Genomic DNA, 15,979 nt, shown 5'->3' on the forward strand with positions numbered 1-15,979 from the left:
GCGGGATAGTAGCCAATAGCGGCGGTTTAGGCAAGTTTTGTAAAGACCGCAAGGATTTTGCCCGGCTGCGGGCGGCGGTTTTACAGGCAAATCGGGCGGTAGGCCAAACAGGCATCCACCACTTCTTCCGCCGTGGGCGCGTAATCCGCCGGGCCGCCGCTGCGGGCGTTCCACCCTTCGGGGTAGAAAAACAGGCTGCTGCCTTCGGGATGGGGTACATTGCGGTCAAACTCTGCCATCAATCCGTCCAGCACATCATCGTCTTCTTCCGCCAAGATGCGTTTCCCTAAGCCGATTAATTCGTCCCGCGTCATTTTCAGGTAGCCTCAAATGGCTTCTTTCAGGCTTTTCACCAGCTTGCCCGCGGCTTCGGCTTCGCGGCCGGGGTTGGCTTCGATTTCTTTCACAATGCGGCTGCCGATCACCACGCCGTCGGCCACGGCGGCGATTTGCCGCGCGCTCTCGGCATCGGAAATACCGAAGCCCACGCAAATCGGCAGCGGCACATGGCGGCGCAGCACGGCCACTTTTTCCGCCACTTCGGCGATGTTCAGGCTGGCCGAACCGGTAACGCCTTTGAGCGATACGTAATACACGAAGCCGGAAGCCAGCTTGGCAATTTCGGCCATCCGCGCCTCGCCGGTGGTGGGGGCGACCAGGAAAATGGTGTCGAGCCCGGCGGCCTTGAGCGCGTTATGCAGCGGGGTCACGGTTTCAATCGGGCTATCCACCGTGAGCACGCCGTCCACGCCAGCTTCTTTGGCAGCACGGGCAAATGGCTCATAGCCCATTTTGTGAATCGGATTCAGGTAGCCCATCAGCACCACGGGTGTGCTTTGGTTGCTTTGGCGGAAGCGGCGCACGGTTTCCAATACGTCGGTCAGGCTTACTCCGTTGGCCAAGGCGCGTTCGGCGGCGCGCTGGATGATGGGGCCGTCCGACATCGGGTCGGAAAACGGTACGCCCAGCTCGATGATGTCCGCGCCGTTGGCAGCCAGGCTGTGCATCAGCTCCAGCGTGGTTTCAAGATTTGGGTCGCCGGCGGTGATGTAGGCAACCAAGGCTTTATGTACATCGGTATTTTGAAAAACTTGTTTGATTCTGCTCATGATTTCATCCATATCTGAGGCTACTTGAAAACCAAACTAAGGTTTCAGGTAGCCTTCGGTTTAATTCTTCAACGACTGCACCGGCGCGGGAATGCGTCCGCCGCGGTTCACAAACACTTCGCAGCTTCCTTCCTTCACGGGCATTATCGGCGCGTAGCCAAGCAGCCCGCCGAATTCCACGCTTTCGCCCACGGCTTTACCGGTTACGGGGATGATGCGCACGGCGGTGGTTTTGCTGTTGATCATGCCGATGGCGGCTTCATCGGCGATGATGCCGGAAATGGTGGCGGCTGAGGTGTTGCCCGGCACGGCAATCATATCCAGCCCCACGGAACATACGGCGGTCATGGCTTCGAGTTTGTCCAGCGTCAGCACGCCGCTTTCCGCCGCTGCAATCATGCCTTCGTCTTCCGACACGGGAATGAACGCACCACTCAAGCCGCCGACGGCAGAAGAAGCCATCATACCACCCTTTTTCACTGCATCGTTCAACAGCGCGAGTGCGGCGGTGGTGCCGTGCGTACCGCAAACGCTCAAGCCCATCGCTTCCAAAATGCGAGCAACGGAATCGCCAACGGCGGGCGTGGGCGCGAGCGACAAATCCAAAATGCCGAATGGAATGTTCAGACGGCGTGCCGCTTCCTGCCCGATCAGTTCGCCAACCCGCGTGATTTTAAACGCGGTTTTCTTCACGATTCCGGCGATTTCAGTCAGATCTTTGCCCGCACAATCGGCCAGCGCAGCCTGCACCACACCGGGGCCGGACACGCCCACGTTCAGCATCACATCGCCTTCGCCCGCGCCGTGGAACGCGCCCGCCATAAACGGATTATCGTCCACCGCGTTGCAAAACACGACGATTTTGGCACAGCCGAAACCTTCGGGCGTGATTTCCGCTGTGCGTTTGATGGTTTCCCCCATCAGCTTCACCGCATCCATATTGATACCGGCGCGGGTGCTGCCGATATTGACCGAGCTGCACACGATGTCGGTAGTTTTCATTGCTTCGGGAATGGAGCGGATCAGCACTTCATCCGAAGGCGACATGCCTTTTTGCGCCAGCGCGGAAAAGCCGCCGATAAACGACACGCCGATAGCTTTGGCTGCTTTATCCAGCGTTTGCGCAATGGAAACATAGCTGTCTGCACCCGTGGCCGCGGCGATTTGGGCGATGGGCGTTACGGAAATGCGCTGGTTTACAATCGGCACGCCGTATTTAGCCGACAGCTCGCGGGCTACCTGAACCAAGTTTTTGCCAACGCGGGTGATTTTATCGTAGATATTTTGGTTTAGTTGGTCGATATCGGGCGAAATGCAGTCGTGCAGGTCGATACCGATGGTAAGCGTGCGCACGTCGAAATTTTGGTCGGCAACCATGCGGACGGTTTCTAAGATTTCGGTAAAGTGAAGGGACATTTTCAGGTAGCCTTTATATTGTTGGATTAGATTTTGAGTTTGACATACATATTTCCATGGGTCCCCTCAACACTTTTGCGCATCTGGTATGCGAATATCTCTGAATATTTCTTTACTAAATCAGTAAGTTTCTTGCAACCATAGGTACGCGGATCGAAATCAACCTGCAACCGTTTCCAAGTTGACCCCAAAGCGGCAGCAGTAATCCACTCATCATCAAACTGTTCAAAAACTTTATGTATGGTTTCCAAAGGAAGCGGTATTTTCGACAACTCTTCTGTTATTTGGTTTGTGGTATCTGCAACATGAGAAGTGGTTTGTACCAATACTGCTTTTTTAGATTGCTCAGCATTTGCCATTTTTCCCACAGCTTCCGGCATCAGATTTTCCACATAGATAAACTGGCTGCATGCATTACGAAAAGCTTCCGGTGTTTGCTTTTTACCAAAGCCGTAAACTGTTACGCCTTGCTCCTTCAACCGAATAGCCAGCGCAGTAAAATCACTATCACTCGATACGAGGCAAAAACCATCAAACCGATCTGTATAAAGCAAATCCATTGCATCAATAATCATGAAGCCGTCGGTAGCATTTTTACCCGTGGTATAAGCAAACTGCTGCATCGGCTTGATGGCATGTTCGTTAATAACAGCTTTCCATTTGCCATTATCGCCAACAAAGTTGCCATAGATACGTTTTACCACCGCTTCGCCGAATTTGGCTGTTTCCTCCAAGATGGCATTAATAGATTGTGCAGATGCATTGTCTGCATCAATCAATACCGCTAACCGCGCGGATTTCTCTTCGGCTACATTAAAGCTAATCTTGTGTCTAGACATTATCGTTGCTTACTTTTAAATTTGAAGATAATGGTTGGCAAATAGGGTTTACAAGTTTGCCAGACTGCCCAAATCACCGCATTGTCGGTGACGGCACAGACTGAATAGACCTAAATATTCCCTTATATGAAGCTCTTTCAGGTAGCCTGAAGATTAAATCCGGTGCATGGCGTTGAACAAGGCTTCGTTTTGCATGCGGATATCCAAGCCCAGCTTCTCACTGGCTTGGGCGAACACGCTCAGCATTTCTTCTCGGCTTTGCGGGCAGCGGCTGGTGTCCATCAGGATAATCATGGTGAAATATTCGCCCATGAGCTGCTGGCTGATATTGAGGATGTTGATTTGATGTTCGGCTAAGAGTTTGGATACGTCGTAAACGATGCCGATGCGGTCTTTGCCGATAATGGTGAGTATGGAATGGGGGGTGGGCTGGGGCATAGTCATTCAATTTCCGTGTGAAAATTTGAGGCCTTTGCGAAGTGCCGCTCTGCGGTGTATTCGCAAAGGCCTCTGGGATATAAGCATAAAACAGTGGCCGCGCTCAATCATCCTGTTTGCCGTTTTCTTCGGCATCGGCCACCATCTGTTCGGCGGCTTCTTGGGTGAGGGTGGCGAAACCGGCAGGCAAATCCAATGCTTCCAACGTAGTTTTGCCGGTGGGTTTGTCGGCCATCTCGGCAAATGCCTGCCGCAGGGCTTCTTGCTGCTCGGCAAAATCGAGATGCAACACCACCATATGCGTTACGGCGGCAAAACTGCTTTCCTGCAACACGCGCAGTTGCTCAAGCGTACGCTTGCTCATGTGGGCATAGGTGCTGGCCGGAAAGAAACCGGCCTGTGCTTGGCCTCTAATCAGGGCGGAAGCTGCCTGAGGGAAGGTGGCGGCTTCTTCGATTTTAAGCTGTTCCACATCCAACCCAGCCTGTTTCAACAAACGCAGGCCAAGACAACGGATATCAGGATTGGGGCCGGTTTTAATCAACGCATCAACCGGCAAATCTTCTATTTTTTGATACTCTGATTCGGCGGATACGGCCACTACGGCTTCATCGAATTTATCTTTCAAACACACCAGCGGCAAATAGCCTTTGTCTTTAATCAGTGCCACGGCATCAAAAGCATTGGCATAGAGCATATCCATTTTACCGCCCTCGGCTAACTCCTGTATTTCTGCAGCATTAGCAGGCAGATGCAAATGGATGGAGAGTTCGGTTTCGCGCTGCAAATGACTGCTGAGTAGATACCAATGGCTGAAGTGGTCGGGCAGGTAGTCCGGCGCCACCACAAAGTTGATTCCAGCTTGTTGCACCATAAAACTTTTTCCTTGTTTTTGCTGGGTAATTCCTGTATTTACAACAAATGAGAATGTGTGTTTGTGTTTCAAGATTGGATTGAGGCTACCTGAAAACTTAGAAATTCAAACATCAACTGCATTCCAAGCGCCCTACCCTTATCCCCAAAACAGCAGGGGCGAAAAGAGTCATTATCGTTCTAATGTAATTATCTTACCACCTTTACCTACAATAAAAAACCACCTATATAGGTGATTTTTTGCTTGGCATGGATTTGAGAGAAGCGGCATCAGGCAAGGGTTTGCTGCCAATATTGAATGTTCGCAGCCGCATCTAGTGCTTATACACCACACAACATACAAAGGCTACCTGAAAATGCAAAAAGAGCCGGCTGTTTTAGCCGACTCTTTGAAATTTGGTGGAGGTAAGCGGGATCGAACCGCTGACCTCTTGCATGCCATGCAAGCGCTCTACCAACTGAGCTATACCCCCAATTTGGTGGCGAATCAGGGACTCGAACCCCGGACACAAGGATTATGATTCCTCTGCTCTAACCAGCTGAGCTAATTCGCCGCTCATTCAGAAAGCGCGCATTATACGGCTTTCTTAAATTCTGTCAAACCCCAAAACACACTTTTTTTGCTACAGCCTGATTTATATAGATAACTAATTTTCACGCTGCTTTTGCACAATCCAAACAGGCCGGCATTTCCACTCTCCGGCCTGTTGGTTTGAAGCATCAATCCGCAAACTGTTTCTTCATGCGCTCGCGCCGCTCTTGCGCTTCCACCGATAAAGTAGCGGTAGGGCGGGCAAGCAGGCGTTTGAGGCCGATGGGCTCGCCGGTATCAACACAATAGCCGTATTCGCCTTCATCAATCTGACGTAGCGAGGCCTGGATTTTATTCAGCAATTTGCGCTCACGGTCGCGGGTGCGCAACTCCAGCGCATATTCTTCTTCCTGCGTGGCACGATCGGCCGGATCGGGAGCAGCTTCATGGTTTTGCAGATGGCCGGTGGTGTCGGCCGCCTTTTGAATCAGCTCATCTTGCAGCTTAACCAGCAACTCACGGAAGAAAGCCAGCTGATCGGCATTCATATACTCCTCTTCCGGGCCTTTCCAGTTGATGATGTCTTGCTCGGTTAGTTTTGCCATGAGTTATCCTTTTTGTGAAATTCTACCAACCGCCCCTTCCCGCCAGCGGCTGCTTCTTTTATAAAAAGGCGGAATATAAAACAGCCGCCAGCTTATGGCAAGAGCAAAAAATTCAAATGCATGATAATTGCCGGCAGCCCCCAGCTAATCCAACCCCACAGCAAAAGTGCCAACAGGCTACCTGAAAAATCCCAGCGGCCAATACGCAAAAAGGCAAACGGGCGGCACAGCGGCTCATACACACGGTTGAGCACTGCCACCAGCGGCGAATACGCCTGTGATAAAGACAGCACCATGCGCCACAACAAACCGCCAAGCAACACATAAGCCGCCGAACGCGTCAGGGCGAGCGCAGCAAGCAACACATCAGCTGCCGCGATCTGCCAGCCGAACATCCCTGCCGGCAGATTGATGAGCGACAACAACAAATATAACACCGCATACAGCAGCCAGGCCGCCAAAATACAGGCACTGTCCAAACCGCCCAAGGGCGGCAGCAGGCGGCGCAGCGGCTTCACCAGCCAGTCGCTGCTGCGGCAGCAAAACTGCGCCAACGGATGCATATAATTCAAACGGCCGTATTGCAGCAGGCAGCGTGCCAACAGAAGCATGGCCAGCGCATCGGCGAGCAGGGCGACAAATTGATTAAACATACCGCCCTATTCCGCCAACTGCTCAGCCAATTCCTGCGAACGCGCCACACAGGCGGCCACGCCCGCGCCAATCGCATCGGCCACGCCGTGTGCCTCAAAGCTTTGCAGCGCAGCATAAGTGGTGCCGCCTTTGGAGGTAACTTTTTGCCGCAAATCGGAAAACTCTTCTCCGCTCTGCTCAGCCAGCCGCACCGCACCTTGGAAAGTAGCCAAACTGAGCTGCCGTGCTTCTTCCGCATTGAAACCCTGCTGCCTTGCAGCGTTTTGCAGCGCTTCAAGCAGGTAGAACACATAGGCCGGACCGCTGCCGCTGATACCGGTGATGCGGTGCAGGCCGTCTTCACTATCCAGCCACAGAGTTTGCCCGCTGGCGCGCATGATACGGTCGGCCAATTCCCGGTCGGCAGCGGATGCGCCGCTGTCGGCAAACAAGCCGGCCACACCCTGCCCCACTTGCGCCGGCGTGTTCGGCATAATGCGTACAATGCGGCGCGTACCGCCCAACCAGCGGCTCAAAGCCGCGCATGGCAGCCCAGCGGCAATCGACAACACCAGCGCGCCGCCCGTTTGTACCTTTTGCAGCGCCGCCTGCATATCTTGCGGCTTCACCGCCAACACCAATACGTCGTCCTCATTCAGCGGCGGCAGTTCTGCAGCAGTGACAATGCCGTATTGCTGCGCAAGCGTGGCCAGCTTGTCGGCACTGTAGTCGATGGCACAGATATCGAACCCGCCGGCGCAGCTCATGCCGGCGATAATGGCAGAGGCCATATTGCCTGCGCCGAGAAAATAGATGGTCATGATGTTTCCTTATGTGGTGGTTGGAAAGTTTCAGGTAGCCTCATCTACCTACCGACAGGCTACCTGAAAACCTATCTGCATCTTTTCAGGTAGCCTGTTACCTACCAATATGCAAACGGATATTGCTCATACAAACCCGGTGCAATGGTATCCATCCGGGTTTTGAAAGCATCCCGTATCGGCTGGCCGGGTTCCGGTTGCGTTTCGAACAGCCCTTCAAGCTCTTGAAAGAGGAAGGTCGTTTGCAGGAAGGGAATGAATCCGATGCCCATATCGGCAAACCGTGCATCGGCTTCATCGTATTCGCCTTGATCGTGGTCATAAAACAAAATGTTCCCACTCTCTTTGCCGATGAACCAGGTATCGCCCTGCCCCGCATCGCCGATCAGCCAATACCGCGCAGCCACATCGGGATAGTCGCTGCCCAGGCGGCGGTTTTCGCCAAGCGCGGTCGGGTAATCCCAAAGCCGGATATCGGGCGTGATTTCCACGCTTTCGCATTGCTGCAAAAAAGACAAATACGCTGCAGGCAAAGGCGGCAGTTTGTCCAAACGCTTAACCGCAACTGCACGCTTGGGCAGCTTAGCCATAATTTGTTCTGCAGAAAGTGGGGTAAACATGTTTGTCAAGCTGGCTTTGGAAACCATAGGCTACCTGAAAGCTTCGGCTTCAACGAATTAAATACAGAATCTTCACACAGTACGGCACATTTTTCAGGTAGCCTCCCCTAGCAGCAAAAGGCTACCTGAAACCTTTATTCGCCATAATCCCGCTGCCCGAAAATAGCACTGCCGATACGCACATGGGTAGCGCCGCAGGCAACGGCAGTTTCCAAATCGTCCGACATGCCCATGGAGAGCACGTCCACATCCAGCCCCTGCGCCTGCAGAAATTGCAGCAATTCGTTCATGCGGCCAAACTGCTGGCGCAACTCTTCTTCGCTGCTGCCCAGCCGCGCCACGCACATCAGGCCGCGCAGTTTCAGCCTGGGCAGAGAGGCTACCTGAAAAGCCAGTTCGCTCAACGTTTCCTCTTGCGGCGGCACACCGTGTTTTACGTCTTCACCGCCAATGTTCACTTCAATCAGCACTTGCAGCGGCGGTATAGTTTCCGGCCGCTGATCACTCAGGCGGCGGGCAATTTTTTCACGGTCGACGGTGTGTACCCAATGGGCGCGTTCGGCGGCAATGCGGCTTTTGTTGGATTGGATATGGCCGATGATGTGCCAGCAGATGTCGGGAATATCGGCCAGCTCGCTGCTTTTCTCTTCAAATTCCTGCAGATAATTTTCGCCGAAATCGCGCTGCGCACTTTTCTGGCACAACAGGCGAACATCGGCGGCGGGAAAGGTTTTGCTCACCGCAATCAGTTCAGGCTCGGGGCGGCCTGCCGCTTCGGCGGCAGCCCAAATACGGGCGCGCACGGCGTGCAGGTTCATGGTTAGCACTCTCATCATCATTTTTCCTTTTCATCAAATAATTCGCTGGGAATTTTGCACACGGGGATAGGCTGGATTTTGTGCAGCGTGGCACGGTGCAGGCGTTGGTAAATCTCGAACACTTCGCGCTCGCGGCCGAAAAATTCTTCTGCGCGGCGGCCGGCTTCGCTTTGCGCCATCGCCCATTCCAGCTCGGGATAGCTCGCGCCCATCTGCTGCTCGTCGGTGCGCTCTTCGTCCCACAGCCCGTCGGTAGGTGCGGCTTGGCGGATGGCGGGCAGCACCGCCAAGGCTTCGGCCAGGGTGTATACCTGGGTTTTGAGCAAATCGCCGATGGGGCTTAAATCCACGCCGCCGTCGCCGTATTTGGTGAAAAAGCCCACGCCGAAATCTTCCACCTTATTGCCCGTGCCCGCCACCAGCAGACCGTTGATTTGGCCGTAGTAATACAGCGCGGCCATGCGCAGGCGGGAACGGGTGTTGGCCATGGCCAGGTTTTTATTGGCGGCAGCAGTGTCGGCCACACTGCGCTCGAACTGCTCGAAAGTGGGGGTTAAATCCAGCGTTTGGCTGCGCACGTTGATAAAACGGTGCTGCAAGTCGGCGATGTGTTCGTTGGCCCGCTGCAACTGATCGGCCTGTTGGCGGATGGGCAGCACTACGCACAACACGTCCAGCCCGCTGTGCGCACACAGGGCAGACACCACGGCGGAATCCACCCCGCCGGAAATGCCCACCACAAAACCTTTCGCGCCCGCGCGCACGGCATAATCGGCCAGCCAGCGGCTGATGTGTCGGATAACAGCTTGGGTTTGCATCATGTTTTTCCTATTTTGATGAGCCGCCAACGCATAACTCATTGGCAGCTTGTTGGATATACGTTTTCAAGGAAGCTAGGCAGGCTTCATCGGCAATCTTTTCATTCTCTTCCAAATAATAATATCGCCCCAGCGAATCGCTCACATCCACCCTGCCTTGCAAAGTTGCCCGGTTTAGCTCCATTTCGAGCACCACTTCATCGTTATCGCTATTTTTCAGGTAGCCTTCCCGCAGCAGCAGGCTGAGCAGAATCCTAATCGAACTCGGGCGCACAAAAATATCCGCATCAATCTTCAGCACCCGAACATCGACCGAAAACTCATCGCGCCATTTGATGATGTGTGCCAACAATTCTATCTCGCCCATTTGCCATCCTTCGCTCGGTTGCACGGCAGCGGATAATATATCGCCAATCCGCCCAAAAGCCAAATAGCAAGCCCCTGCCCGGCAATCTGCTAAAATTCCGCAGAGGCTACCTGAAAACCAAAGCCTCAGCGTAATAACAATGAACGCCGCAGATTTCTGCACCGCTCAAACCGAAAGCAAGCAATGGAAACCCTCCGCACCACCCGCCTTATCCTCCGCCCATGGACACTCGCCGACGCTGCCGCGCTCTACGCGCAAGCCCAAAATCCCAAGATAGGCGTCATGTGCGGCTGGCTGCCGCATAAAAGCGTGGCAGAAAGCCGAGAAATTATCGAACATATCCTGTTTAAGCCCCATTCCTTCGCCATCTGTCTGGCCGACCATCAACTCATCGGCAGCATCGGCCTCCTCTTCCCAAACGACAGCAATTTGCTACTGGCCGCAGGCGAAGCCGAAATAGGCTATTGGCTGGGCGAAAGCTTCTGGGGCAAAGGCTATGCCACCGAAGCCCTGCAAGCCATGATTGCCTATTCTTTTGAAAAACTAAGGCTAACCCGCCTATTGGCCGGCGCTTATCAAGAAAACATCCCCTCACAAAAAGTGCTGGAAAAACGCGGCTTCCGCCACCGGCAAACCATAGAGCACTTCTTTTCCAAGCTCACCGGCGAAACCCACACCGCCATGCTATACGCATTAGCCGCCACCCCCATTTTCAGGTAGCCTCTATCACACAGCAAAGGAACCCCATGCTCCATCAACCTCCGCAACAAATCCGCCTGCAAGCCGGCCGCCAAGGCCTCGTATTAGTTTACCCTGATGCCGAATACACCCTGCCCGCCGAATACCTGCGCGTGTATTCCCCCAGCGCCGAAGTGCGCGGCCATGGCCACGGGCAGGCCAAACTGCAAGCCGGCAAAGCCGGCATCAGCATCACCGACCTGCAGCCTGCCGGCAACTACGCCCTCAAAATCACCTTCTCCGACGGCCACGACAGCGGCCTCTACAGCTGGGGCTACCTGTATGAATTGGCAAGCGGATACGCTACAATGTGGCCCGATTACCTGCGCCGCCTCGAAGAAGCCGGCGCCTCCCGCGAACCTACCGAACAAACCCTTGCTATCCCGAAAGGAAAGAAATGTCCGCATTAAGCCGCACACTCCCCGCCCTCATCGCCGCCTCCGTTTTGCTGCTGGCCGGCTGCGATAAAGTTGCCGACAAAGTTGCCGACAACGCCGCCGGGCAAATCGACGACCAAAAAGCCCGCAGCGAATTCGTTACCAACTGCGCCAAATCTGCCGTCGAATCCTCCAAAGGCTCAATCAATAACGAAGCAGCCACCAAACTGTGCGGCTGCACCTACGACCAAGCCGCCTCCACCTACAGCAGCTCCGAAGAGTGGAAGAAAGACCTCATCCGCTACGGCCTGAACCAAAACAACAAAGAGCTGGAAGCCAAAATCCAAGCCGCCATGACCACCTGTATCGACCGCTTCTCCAAAGGCCAGCTATAACCCTTCTGCAGGCTACCTGAAAGCACTTTATGTCTACCAAACCCGCCCTAATCGCCTTAAGCTTCTTGCTCCTGGCCGGCTGCGACTTTATTGCCAATAAAGCCGCCAGCAACGTAACCGAGCAAGAAGCCAAAGACGGCTTTATCGAAGGTTGTGCCAAAGGCGCACTCGATCCGCAAGCCTTCAAACGCCAACTGAGCCAAGCAGAAGCCTCCAAGCTCTGCCATTGCGCCTACGACACCGCTTCCGCCCAATACACCGACCGCGAAAAGTGGAAACGCGACCTGATTCGTGCCGGCCTGTCCCCCAACGACCAAAACCAGGAAATCTTCCAAAAACTGGTGGCCGGCCTGCAAAGCTGCGCCGCCAACCAAAACCTGATGTAACCCGCCCAAAGGCTACCTGAAAGCACCATAATGACCGACAAGCAAACCCATTTCGGCTACCGCACCGTAAACGAAAGCGAAAAAGCCGCCAAAGTGGCCGAAGTATTCCACTCCGTCGCCAAAAAATACGACATCATGAACGATGTGATGTCCGGCGGCCTGCATCGCGTGTGGAAACACTTCACCCTCACCACCGCCCGCGTGCCCAAAGGCGGTAAAGTGCTCGACATCGCCGGTGGCACAGGCGACCTCTCGCGCGGTTGGGCCAAACGCGTGGGCAAAGACGGCGAAGTTTGGCTCACCGACATCAACTCCTCCATGCTCAGCGTGGGCCGCGACCGCCTGCTCAACGAAGGCCTGCTCCTGCCCGTGGCAGTATGCGATGCCGAAAAACTGCCCTTCCCGGATAACTATTTCGATCTCGTTTCCGTATCCTTCGGCCTGCGCAACATGACGCATAAAGACGCTGCCCTCAAAGAAATGTACCGCGTGCTCAAGCCCGGCGGCACACTCTTGGTGCTGGAGTTTTCCAAAGTGGCCAAGCCGCTTGCTCCAGCCTACGACCTCTATTCCTTCAAGCTCCTGCCGCTGATGGGCAAACTCATCGCCAAAGATGCCGACAGCTATCAATACCTGGCCGAATCCATCCGCATGCATCCCGACCAGGAAACCCTCAAACAAATGATGCTCGACGCCGGCTTCGACAGCGTGGACTACCACAACATGAGTGCCGGCATAGTGGCTCTGCACAAAGGCGTAAAATTCTGATTGCTGCTTGTAGTTTGTAAAGCAAAAGGCTACCTGAAAATATTCAGGTAGCCTTTTGCAAAATAGAAATAAGGATGACTAAAAACCATCAATAACAAAACCAATAAAGAGGCTTGGTATTGCACACATAAACAATCAATTGCCTACCCTACCAATTCAACTATAAATATCATTAGCATAAGCACGAATATAGTCAATGCTGAAAAGAAATTAATTCTATACAGCTTCGCAAGGGGCGAGCTATTTCTCTTACCCAGCAATATTTTAAACATTAAAGGATAGAGTGAAGCAGATTTCAACATAAAATCACCAAATCCAGAAATAGCTTTTTCCTGTTTGAATATTTTATAGCTTAAAATTAAATGAATATTAACTTGTATAATATAAACAATGAACAGGATTGGGAATAAATAGGTTTGTTGCATACTTCACCTCAGATATAGAGTTATTTTCCACAAAGCCCACGCTTTTCAGGTAGCCTTCCGCTTGTTGGCTCATATCCATACGCACAAAACAAATCCCGCAAGGTTCAAACCATGCGGGATGTTATTGATTCTTTGGTGCCCAGGAGAAGACTCGAACTTCCACACCCGTGAGGATACCAGCACCTGAAGCTGGCGCGTCTACCAATTCCGCCACCTGGGCGAGCAATTTCCATTTCAGTTTCAATTAAAGCAAGTTGTGGTGCCCAGGAGAAGACTCGAACTTCCACACCCGTGAGGATACCAGCACCTGAAGCTGGCGCGTCTACCAATTCCGCCACCTGGGCTTTGCTTTAATCGAACTTTGCGGTAAAGTGCATTGCTCTTTATGCAAGAAACGCGCATTATAGCGCCAATTTTCCACTTGTCAATTTATATATGAAGAAGAAAACCTCGCTCCGACTGCAAGACCCTTATCTGCAGCGGGAAACACAACGCTACGAACACCCCCTGCCCAGCCGCGAATGGATTACCGAAATGCTGGAAGATCGGGGCGTGCCGCTGAAAACTGAATCTTTGGCTATCCTGCTCGATATCGCCGAGCATGAAATGCCCTTTTTCGAACGCCGCCTGACCGCGATGGCGCGCGACGGGCAAATCCTCATCAACCGGCGCGGCATGGTGTGCGCTGCCGAAAAACTCGCGCTGGTGAAATGCCGCGTTGAAGCACATAAAGACGGCTTCGGTTTTGCCGTACCGCTCACGCCCGACGGCCAGGGCGACTTCGTGCTGCCCGCCCGCCAGATGCGCGGCCTGATGCACGGCGACACGGTAACCGTGCGCCCGGCCGGCACCGATCGGCGCGGCCGCCGCGAAGGCCAAGTGCTCGATGTGATCGAACGCGCGCAGAAAACCGTTGTCGGCCGGCTCATGATAGAGCGCGGCATCGCCATGCTCTCGCCCGAAGACAGCCGCCTGCCCGACAGCATCCTGCTCGAACCCGATTCAGTGGGCAAGGCCAAGCCCGGCCAAGTGGTGGTGGCTCAAATCGATGCCTACCCCGACGCGCACCGCCCCGCCGTGGCCAGCGTGGTGGAAGTGTTGGGTAACTATGCCGACAGCGGCATGGAAATTGAAATTGCCGTGCGCCAGCATCACCTGCCGCACCAATTCTCCACCGCCTGCGAAAAAGCCGCCGCGAAGATCCCTTCTGCCGTGCGCAAAACCGACCTCAAAGGCCGTGAAGACTTGCGCGATTTGCCACTGGTAACGATAGACGGCGAAAGCTCACGCGATTTCGACGATGCCGTGTATGCCGAAAAACAAGGCCGCAATTTCCGCCTGGTGGTGGCCATTGCCGATGTGAGCCACTATGTGAAGCCTCAAGACGCAATCGACGCCGACGCGCTGGATCGCGCCACCAGCGTGTATTTTCCGCGCCGCGTGATTCCCATGTTGCCCGAAAGTCTCTCCAACGGCATCTGCTCGCTCAACCCCGATGTAGACCGCCTGTGCATGGTGTGCGACATAGTCTTCACCTACGCCGGCAACCTTAAATCCTACCGTTTCTACCCCGCCGTGATGCGCTCCCAGGCCCGCCTCACCTACACCCAAGTGTGGGATTGGATTGAAAACGGCAGCGACAACCCGCTCAAGCCGCACATCGACACCCTCTACAAACTCTATCAAATTCTGCTCAAAAAACGCCACCAGCGCGGCGCGATGGAGTTTGAAACCACCGAAACCGAGATGATTTTCGACAAACAGGGCAAAATCAAACGCATCGTGCCCGTGGTACGCAACGAAGCCCATCGCCTGATTGAAGAATGCATGCTCGCCGCCAACGTGTGCGCTGCCGAATTCCTGCTGAAACACCAGCATCCCGCCCTATTCCGCAACCACTCCGGCCCCACTCCGGAAAAGCTCGCTACCCTGCGCGAGCAGCTCGGCCTGCTCGGCCTTACCCTCGGCGGTGGCGACAAACCCACCCCGCTGGATTATGCCGCACTTTTCGCCCAAACTGCCGAGCGCCCCGACCGCGAGCTGATTCAAGTGATGCTCCTGCGCTCCATGCAGCAGGCCATGTACGAGCCGGATAACAGCGGCCACTTCGGCCTTGCCTACCCCGCCTACACCCACTTCACCTCCCCCATCCGCCGCTACCCCGACCTCCTCGTGCACCGTGCCATCAAAGCCGTGCTTTCAGGTAGCCGCTACAACCCCGCCGAAAACTGGAGCGCGCTGGGCATCCACAGCTCGCAATGCGAGCGCCGTGCCGACGAAGCCAGCCGCGACGTGGAAAACTGGCTCAAAACCTACTACATGCAAGACAAAGTGGGCGAAATATTCAGCGGCACCGTCAGCGGCATGGCCGGCTTCGGCCTGTTCGTTACTCTCGACGACATCCACATTGAAGGCCTCGTCCACATCAGCGAACTGGGCGAAGACTACTTCAACTATCGCGCCGAAACCATGAGCATCGAAGGCGAACGCAGCGGCTTGCGTTTCAGCATGGGCGACAAAGTTGTGGTTCAGGTAGCCCGTGCCGACTTGGATACCCGCAAAATCGACCTCATGCTCATCAGCGGCGGCAGCCTGCCCGGCAAAGGCAAAAAACCCGCAGCCAAAGGGAAAACTGCCACAGCAAAAGGCAGAACCCGTAGCCAAGCTCCCGCCGGCAAACCTGCTGCCAAAAGCAAGGCCAAAGCCCCCGTTGCTCCGGCCAAGAAAACCCGCAGCCGCAAAAGCAGCCAGCCAGCTCAGGCCGTCCAGCCCAAAGCCAAACGCAAGCCCCGCACTCGCAAAAAAAGCGGCTAAGCTTTGAAAGAGGCTACCTAAAAATAAACAGGCTACCTGAAAACGGATGGGGCTGTACTAGATTAGCAGATATGTTACCCTCTAAATATGAAGATAACGCACTGCAAATTAAGGAAAAAAGTACAGAAAGAACTGCTCCGTTTTTTTGTGCTGGAAGTTACCGCCCGTTCTGCCGCCGATATTTTGG

Annotated in this window: 19 protein-coding genes, 4 tRNA genes and 1 pseudogene; 7 read left to right on the forward strand and 17 right to left on the reverse strand. The window is 54.3% G+C overall.

Annotation, left to right across the window (positions count from 1 at the left end):
- Window positions 1–80 precede the first annotated feature (80 nt).
- The 15 genes from HMPREF2541_RS06795 to HMPREF2541_RS06865 form a co-directional block, all read right to left on the reverse strand.
- Window positions 81–314: a colicin immunity protein gene (locus HMPREF2541_RS06795; protein ID WP_070542508.1), complete on the reverse strand. Its 234-nt coding sequence runs from the start codon at window positions 312–314 to the stop codon at window positions 81–83.
- Between the two features lie 12 nt (window positions 315–326).
- Window positions 327–1,109, reverse strand: a complete 783-nt coding sequence (gene trpA, locus HMPREF2541_RS06800) for a tryptophan synthase subunit alpha (protein ID WP_070542534.1) — start codon at window positions 1,107–1,109, stop codon at window positions 327–329.
- Window positions 1,110–1,169: 60 nt separating this feature from the next.
- Window positions 1,170–2,525: a PFL family protein gene (locus HMPREF2541_RS06805; RefSeq protein ID WP_070542511.1), complete on the reverse strand. Its 1,356-nt coding sequence runs from the start codon at window positions 2,523–2,525 to the stop codon at window positions 1,170–1,172.
- 26 nt (window positions 2,526–2,551) lie between these two features.
- Window positions 2,552–3,364, reverse strand: coding sequence for an NYN domain-containing protein (locus HMPREF2541_RS06810; RefSeq protein WP_070542513.1), 813 nt, complete (start codon window positions 3,362–3,364; stop codon window positions 2,552–2,554).
- 153 nt (window positions 3,365–3,517) lie between these two features.
- Complete coding sequence (locus HMPREF2541_RS06815) at window positions 3,518–3,808, reverse strand: ACT domain-containing protein (RefSeq protein WP_141744211.1); 291 nt, start codon at window positions 3,806–3,808, stop codon at window positions 3,518–3,520.
- Window positions 3,809–3,905: 97 nt separating this feature from the next.
- Window positions 3,906–4,676, reverse strand: a complete 771-nt coding sequence (locus tag HMPREF2541_RS06820; RefSeq protein WP_070542516.1) for a PhnD/SsuA/transferrin family substrate-binding protein — start codon at window positions 4,674–4,676, stop codon at window positions 3,906–3,908.
- A 396-nt stretch (window positions 4,677–5,072) separates the two neighbouring features.
- A tRNA-Ala gene (locus tag HMPREF2541_RS06825) sits at window positions 5,073–5,148 on the reverse strand.
- Between the two features lie 4 nt (window positions 5,149–5,152).
- A tRNA-Met gene (locus HMPREF2541_RS06830) sits at window positions 5,153–5,229 on the reverse strand.
- Between the two features lie 166 nt (window positions 5,230–5,395).
- Window positions 5,396–5,812 (reverse strand): RNA polymerase-binding protein DksA, encoded by a 417-nt coding sequence (gene dksA / locus HMPREF2541_RS06835; RefSeq protein WP_003823010.1) that lies wholly within the window; start codon window positions 5,810–5,812, stop codon window positions 5,396–5,398.
- A gap of 92 nt (window positions 5,813–5,904) precedes the next feature.
- Entirely contained in the window at window positions 5,905–6,465 is a 561-nt protein-coding gene (locus HMPREF2541_RS06840) for a YggT family protein (protein WP_064086879.1), read from the reverse strand.
- Window positions 6,466–6,471: 6 nt separating this feature from the next.
- Entirely contained in the window at window positions 6,472–7,266 is a 795-nt protein-coding gene (proC, locus tag HMPREF2541_RS06845; protein WP_049258186.1) for a pyrroline-5-carboxylate reductase, read from the reverse strand.
- Between the two features lie 101 nt (window positions 7,267–7,367).
- A complete protein-coding gene (locus HMPREF2541_RS06850) occupies window positions 7,368–7,856 on the reverse strand; it encodes an SMI1/KNR4 family protein (RefSeq protein WP_141744212.1) in 489 nt (162 codons plus the stop codon).
- A 164-nt stretch (window positions 7,857–8,020) separates the two neighbouring features.
- A complete protein-coding gene (locus tag HMPREF2541_RS06855) occupies window positions 8,021–8,719 on the reverse strand; it encodes a YggS family pyridoxal phosphate-dependent enzyme (RefSeq protein WP_070542541.1) in 699 nt (232 codons plus the stop codon).
- Between the two features lie 2 nt (window positions 8,720–8,721).
- Window positions 8,722–9,522 (reverse strand): NAD(+) synthase, encoded by an 801-nt coding sequence (gene nadE / locus HMPREF2541_RS06860; protein ID WP_064086881.1) that lies wholly within the window; start codon window positions 9,520–9,522, stop codon window positions 8,722–8,724.
- 10 nt (window positions 9,523–9,532) lie between these two features.
- A complete protein-coding gene (locus HMPREF2541_RS06865; protein ID WP_141744213.1) occupies window positions 9,533–10,051 on the reverse strand; it encodes a hypothetical protein in 519 nt (172 codons plus the stop codon).
- Window positions 10,052–10,072: 21 nt separating this feature from the next.
- On the opposite strand from HMPREF2541_RS06865, the gene HMPREF2541_RS06870 reads away from it, so the two are divergent.
- From HMPREF2541_RS06870 to ubiE, 5 genes are read left to right on the forward strand one after another with little or no spacing between them, the layout of a single operon-like run.
- Window positions 10,073–10,609 (forward strand): GNAT family N-acetyltransferase, encoded by a 537-nt coding sequence (locus HMPREF2541_RS06870; RefSeq protein WP_070542520.1) that lies wholly within the window; start codon window positions 10,073–10,075, stop codon window positions 10,607–10,609.
- A gap of 26 nt (window positions 10,610–10,635) precedes the next feature.
- On the forward strand, window positions 10,636–11,037 hold the full coding sequence (locus tag HMPREF2541_RS06875) for a gamma-butyrobetaine hydroxylase family protein (RefSeq protein ID WP_003823023.1): 402 nt from the start codon (window positions 10,636–10,638) through the stop codon (window positions 11,035–11,037).
- The gene (locus HMPREF2541_RS06880; RefSeq protein WP_003823024.1) at window positions 11,025–11,399 is read left to right on the forward strand and encodes a hypothetical protein; all 375 of its coding nucleotides are present in this window, start codon (window positions 11,025–11,027) and stop codon (window positions 11,397–11,399) included. The genes HMPREF2541_RS06875 and HMPREF2541_RS06880 overlap by 13 nt, the downstream gene beginning before the upstream one ends.
- A 29-nt stretch (window positions 11,400–11,428) precedes the next feature.
- Window positions 11,429–11,785 (forward strand): hypothetical protein, encoded by a 357-nt coding sequence (locus HMPREF2541_RS06885; RefSeq protein WP_049258181.1) that lies wholly within the window; start codon window positions 11,429–11,431, stop codon window positions 11,783–11,785.
- A gap of 30 nt (window positions 11,786–11,815) precedes the next feature.
- Window positions 11,816–12,553 (forward strand): bifunctional demethylmenaquinone methyltransferase/2-methoxy-6-polyprenyl-1,4-benzoquinol methylase UbiE, encoded by a 738-nt coding sequence (gene ubiE, locus HMPREF2541_RS06890; RefSeq protein WP_049258180.1) that lies wholly within the window; start codon window positions 11,816–11,818, stop codon window positions 12,551–12,553.
- A gap of 558 nt (window positions 12,554–13,111) precedes the next feature.
- Here ubiE and HMPREF2541_RS06900 read toward each other — a convergent pair.
- A tRNA-Leu gene (locus HMPREF2541_RS06900) sits at window positions 13,112–13,198 on the reverse strand.
- Window positions 13,199–13,235: 37 nt separating this feature from the next.
- Window positions 13,236–13,322, reverse strand: a tRNA-Leu gene (locus tag HMPREF2541_RS06905).
- A 91-nt stretch (window positions 13,323–13,413) separates the two neighbouring features.
- On the opposite strand from HMPREF2541_RS06905, the gene rnr reads away from it, so the two are divergent.
- On the forward strand, window positions 13,414–15,792 hold the full coding sequence (gene rnr, locus HMPREF2541_RS06910; RefSeq protein ID WP_070542526.1) for a ribonuclease R: 2,379 nt from the start codon (window positions 13,414–13,416) through the stop codon (window positions 15,790–15,792).
- Between the two features lie 87 nt (window positions 15,793–15,879).
- Window positions 15,880–15,979, forward strand: a pseudogene (locus tag HMPREF2541_RS06915) (IS1595 family transposase); the annotation flags it as partial.

This window comes from Eikenella sp. HMSC061C02 (assembly GCF_001809035.1).
Lineage (GTDB): Bacteria > Pseudomonadota > Gammaproteobacteria > Burkholderiales > Neisseriaceae > Eikenella > Eikenella corrodens.

What these genes read in the sequence shown, in the direction of transcription:
- HMPREF2541_RS06795 (WP_070542508.1), bottom strand. Translation starts at nt 314, where the DNA reads ATGACGCGGGACGAATTAATCGGCTTAGGGAAACGCATCTTGGCGGAA.
- trpA (WP_070542534.1), bottom strand. Translation starts at nt 1,109, where the DNA reads ATGAGCAGAATCAAACAAGTTTTTCAAAATACCGATGTACATAAAGCC.
- HMPREF2541_RS06805 (WP_070542511.1), bottom strand. Translation starts at nt 2,525, where the DNA reads ATGTCCCTTCACTTTACCGAAATCTTAGAAACCGTCCGCATGGTTGCC.
- HMPREF2541_RS06810 (WP_070542513.1), bottom strand. Translation starts at nt 3,364, where the DNA reads ATGTCTAGACACAAGATTAGCTTTAATGTAGCCGAAGAGAAATCCGCG.
- HMPREF2541_RS06815 (WP_141744211.1), bottom strand. Translation starts at nt 3,808, where the DNA reads ATGACTATGCCCCAGCCCACCCCCCATTCCATACTCACCATTATCGGC.
- HMPREF2541_RS06820 (WP_070542516.1), bottom strand. Translation starts at nt 4,676, where the DNA reads ATGGTGCAACAAGCTGGAATCAACTTTGTGGTGGCGCCGGACTACCTG.
- dksA (WP_003823010.1), bottom strand. Translation starts at nt 5,812, where the DNA reads ATGGCAAAACTAACCGAGCAAGACATCATCAACTGGAAAGGCCCGGAA.
- HMPREF2541_RS06840 (WP_064086879.1), bottom strand. Translation starts at nt 6,465, where the DNA reads ATGTTTAATCAATTTGTCGCCCTGCTCGCCGATGCGCTGGCCATGCTT.
- proC (WP_049258186.1), bottom strand. Translation starts at nt 7,266, where the DNA reads ATGACCATCTATTTTCTCGGCGCAGGCAATATGGCCTCTGCCATTATC.
- HMPREF2541_RS06850 (WP_141744212.1), bottom strand. Translation starts at nt 7,856, where the DNA reads ATGGCTAAGCTGCCCAAGCGTGCAGTTGCGGTTAAGCGTTTGGACAAA.
- HMPREF2541_RS06855 (WP_070542541.1), bottom strand. Translation starts at nt 8,719, where the DNA reads ATGAGAGTGCTAACCATGAACCTGCACGCCGTGCGCGCCCGTATTTGG.
- nadE (WP_064086881.1), bottom strand. Translation starts at nt 9,522, where the DNA reads ATGCAAACCCAAGCTGTTATCCGACACATCAGCCGCTGGCTGGCCGAT.
- HMPREF2541_RS06870 (WP_070542520.1), top strand. Translation starts at nt 10,073, where the DNA reads ATGGAAACCCTCCGCACCACCCGCCTTATCCTCCGCCCATGGACACTC.
- HMPREF2541_RS06875 (WP_003823023.1), top strand. Translation starts at nt 10,636, where the DNA reads ATGCTCCATCAACCTCCGCAACAAATCCGCCTGCAAGCCGGCCGCCAA.
- HMPREF2541_RS06880 (WP_003823024.1), top strand. Translation starts at nt 11,025, where the DNA reads ATGTCCGCATTAAGCCGCACACTCCCCGCCCTCATCGCCGCCTCCGTT.
- HMPREF2541_RS06885 (WP_049258181.1), top strand. Translation starts at nt 11,429, where the DNA reads ATGTCTACCAAACCCGCCCTAATCGCCTTAAGCTTCTTGCTCCTGGCC.
- ubiE (WP_049258180.1), top strand. Translation starts at nt 11,816, where the DNA reads ATGACCGACAAGCAAACCCATTTCGGCTACCGCACCGTAAACGAAAGC.
- rnr (WP_070542526.1), top strand. Translation starts at nt 13,414, where the DNA reads ATGAAGAAGAAAACCTCGCTCCGACTGCAAGACCCTTATCTGCAGCGG.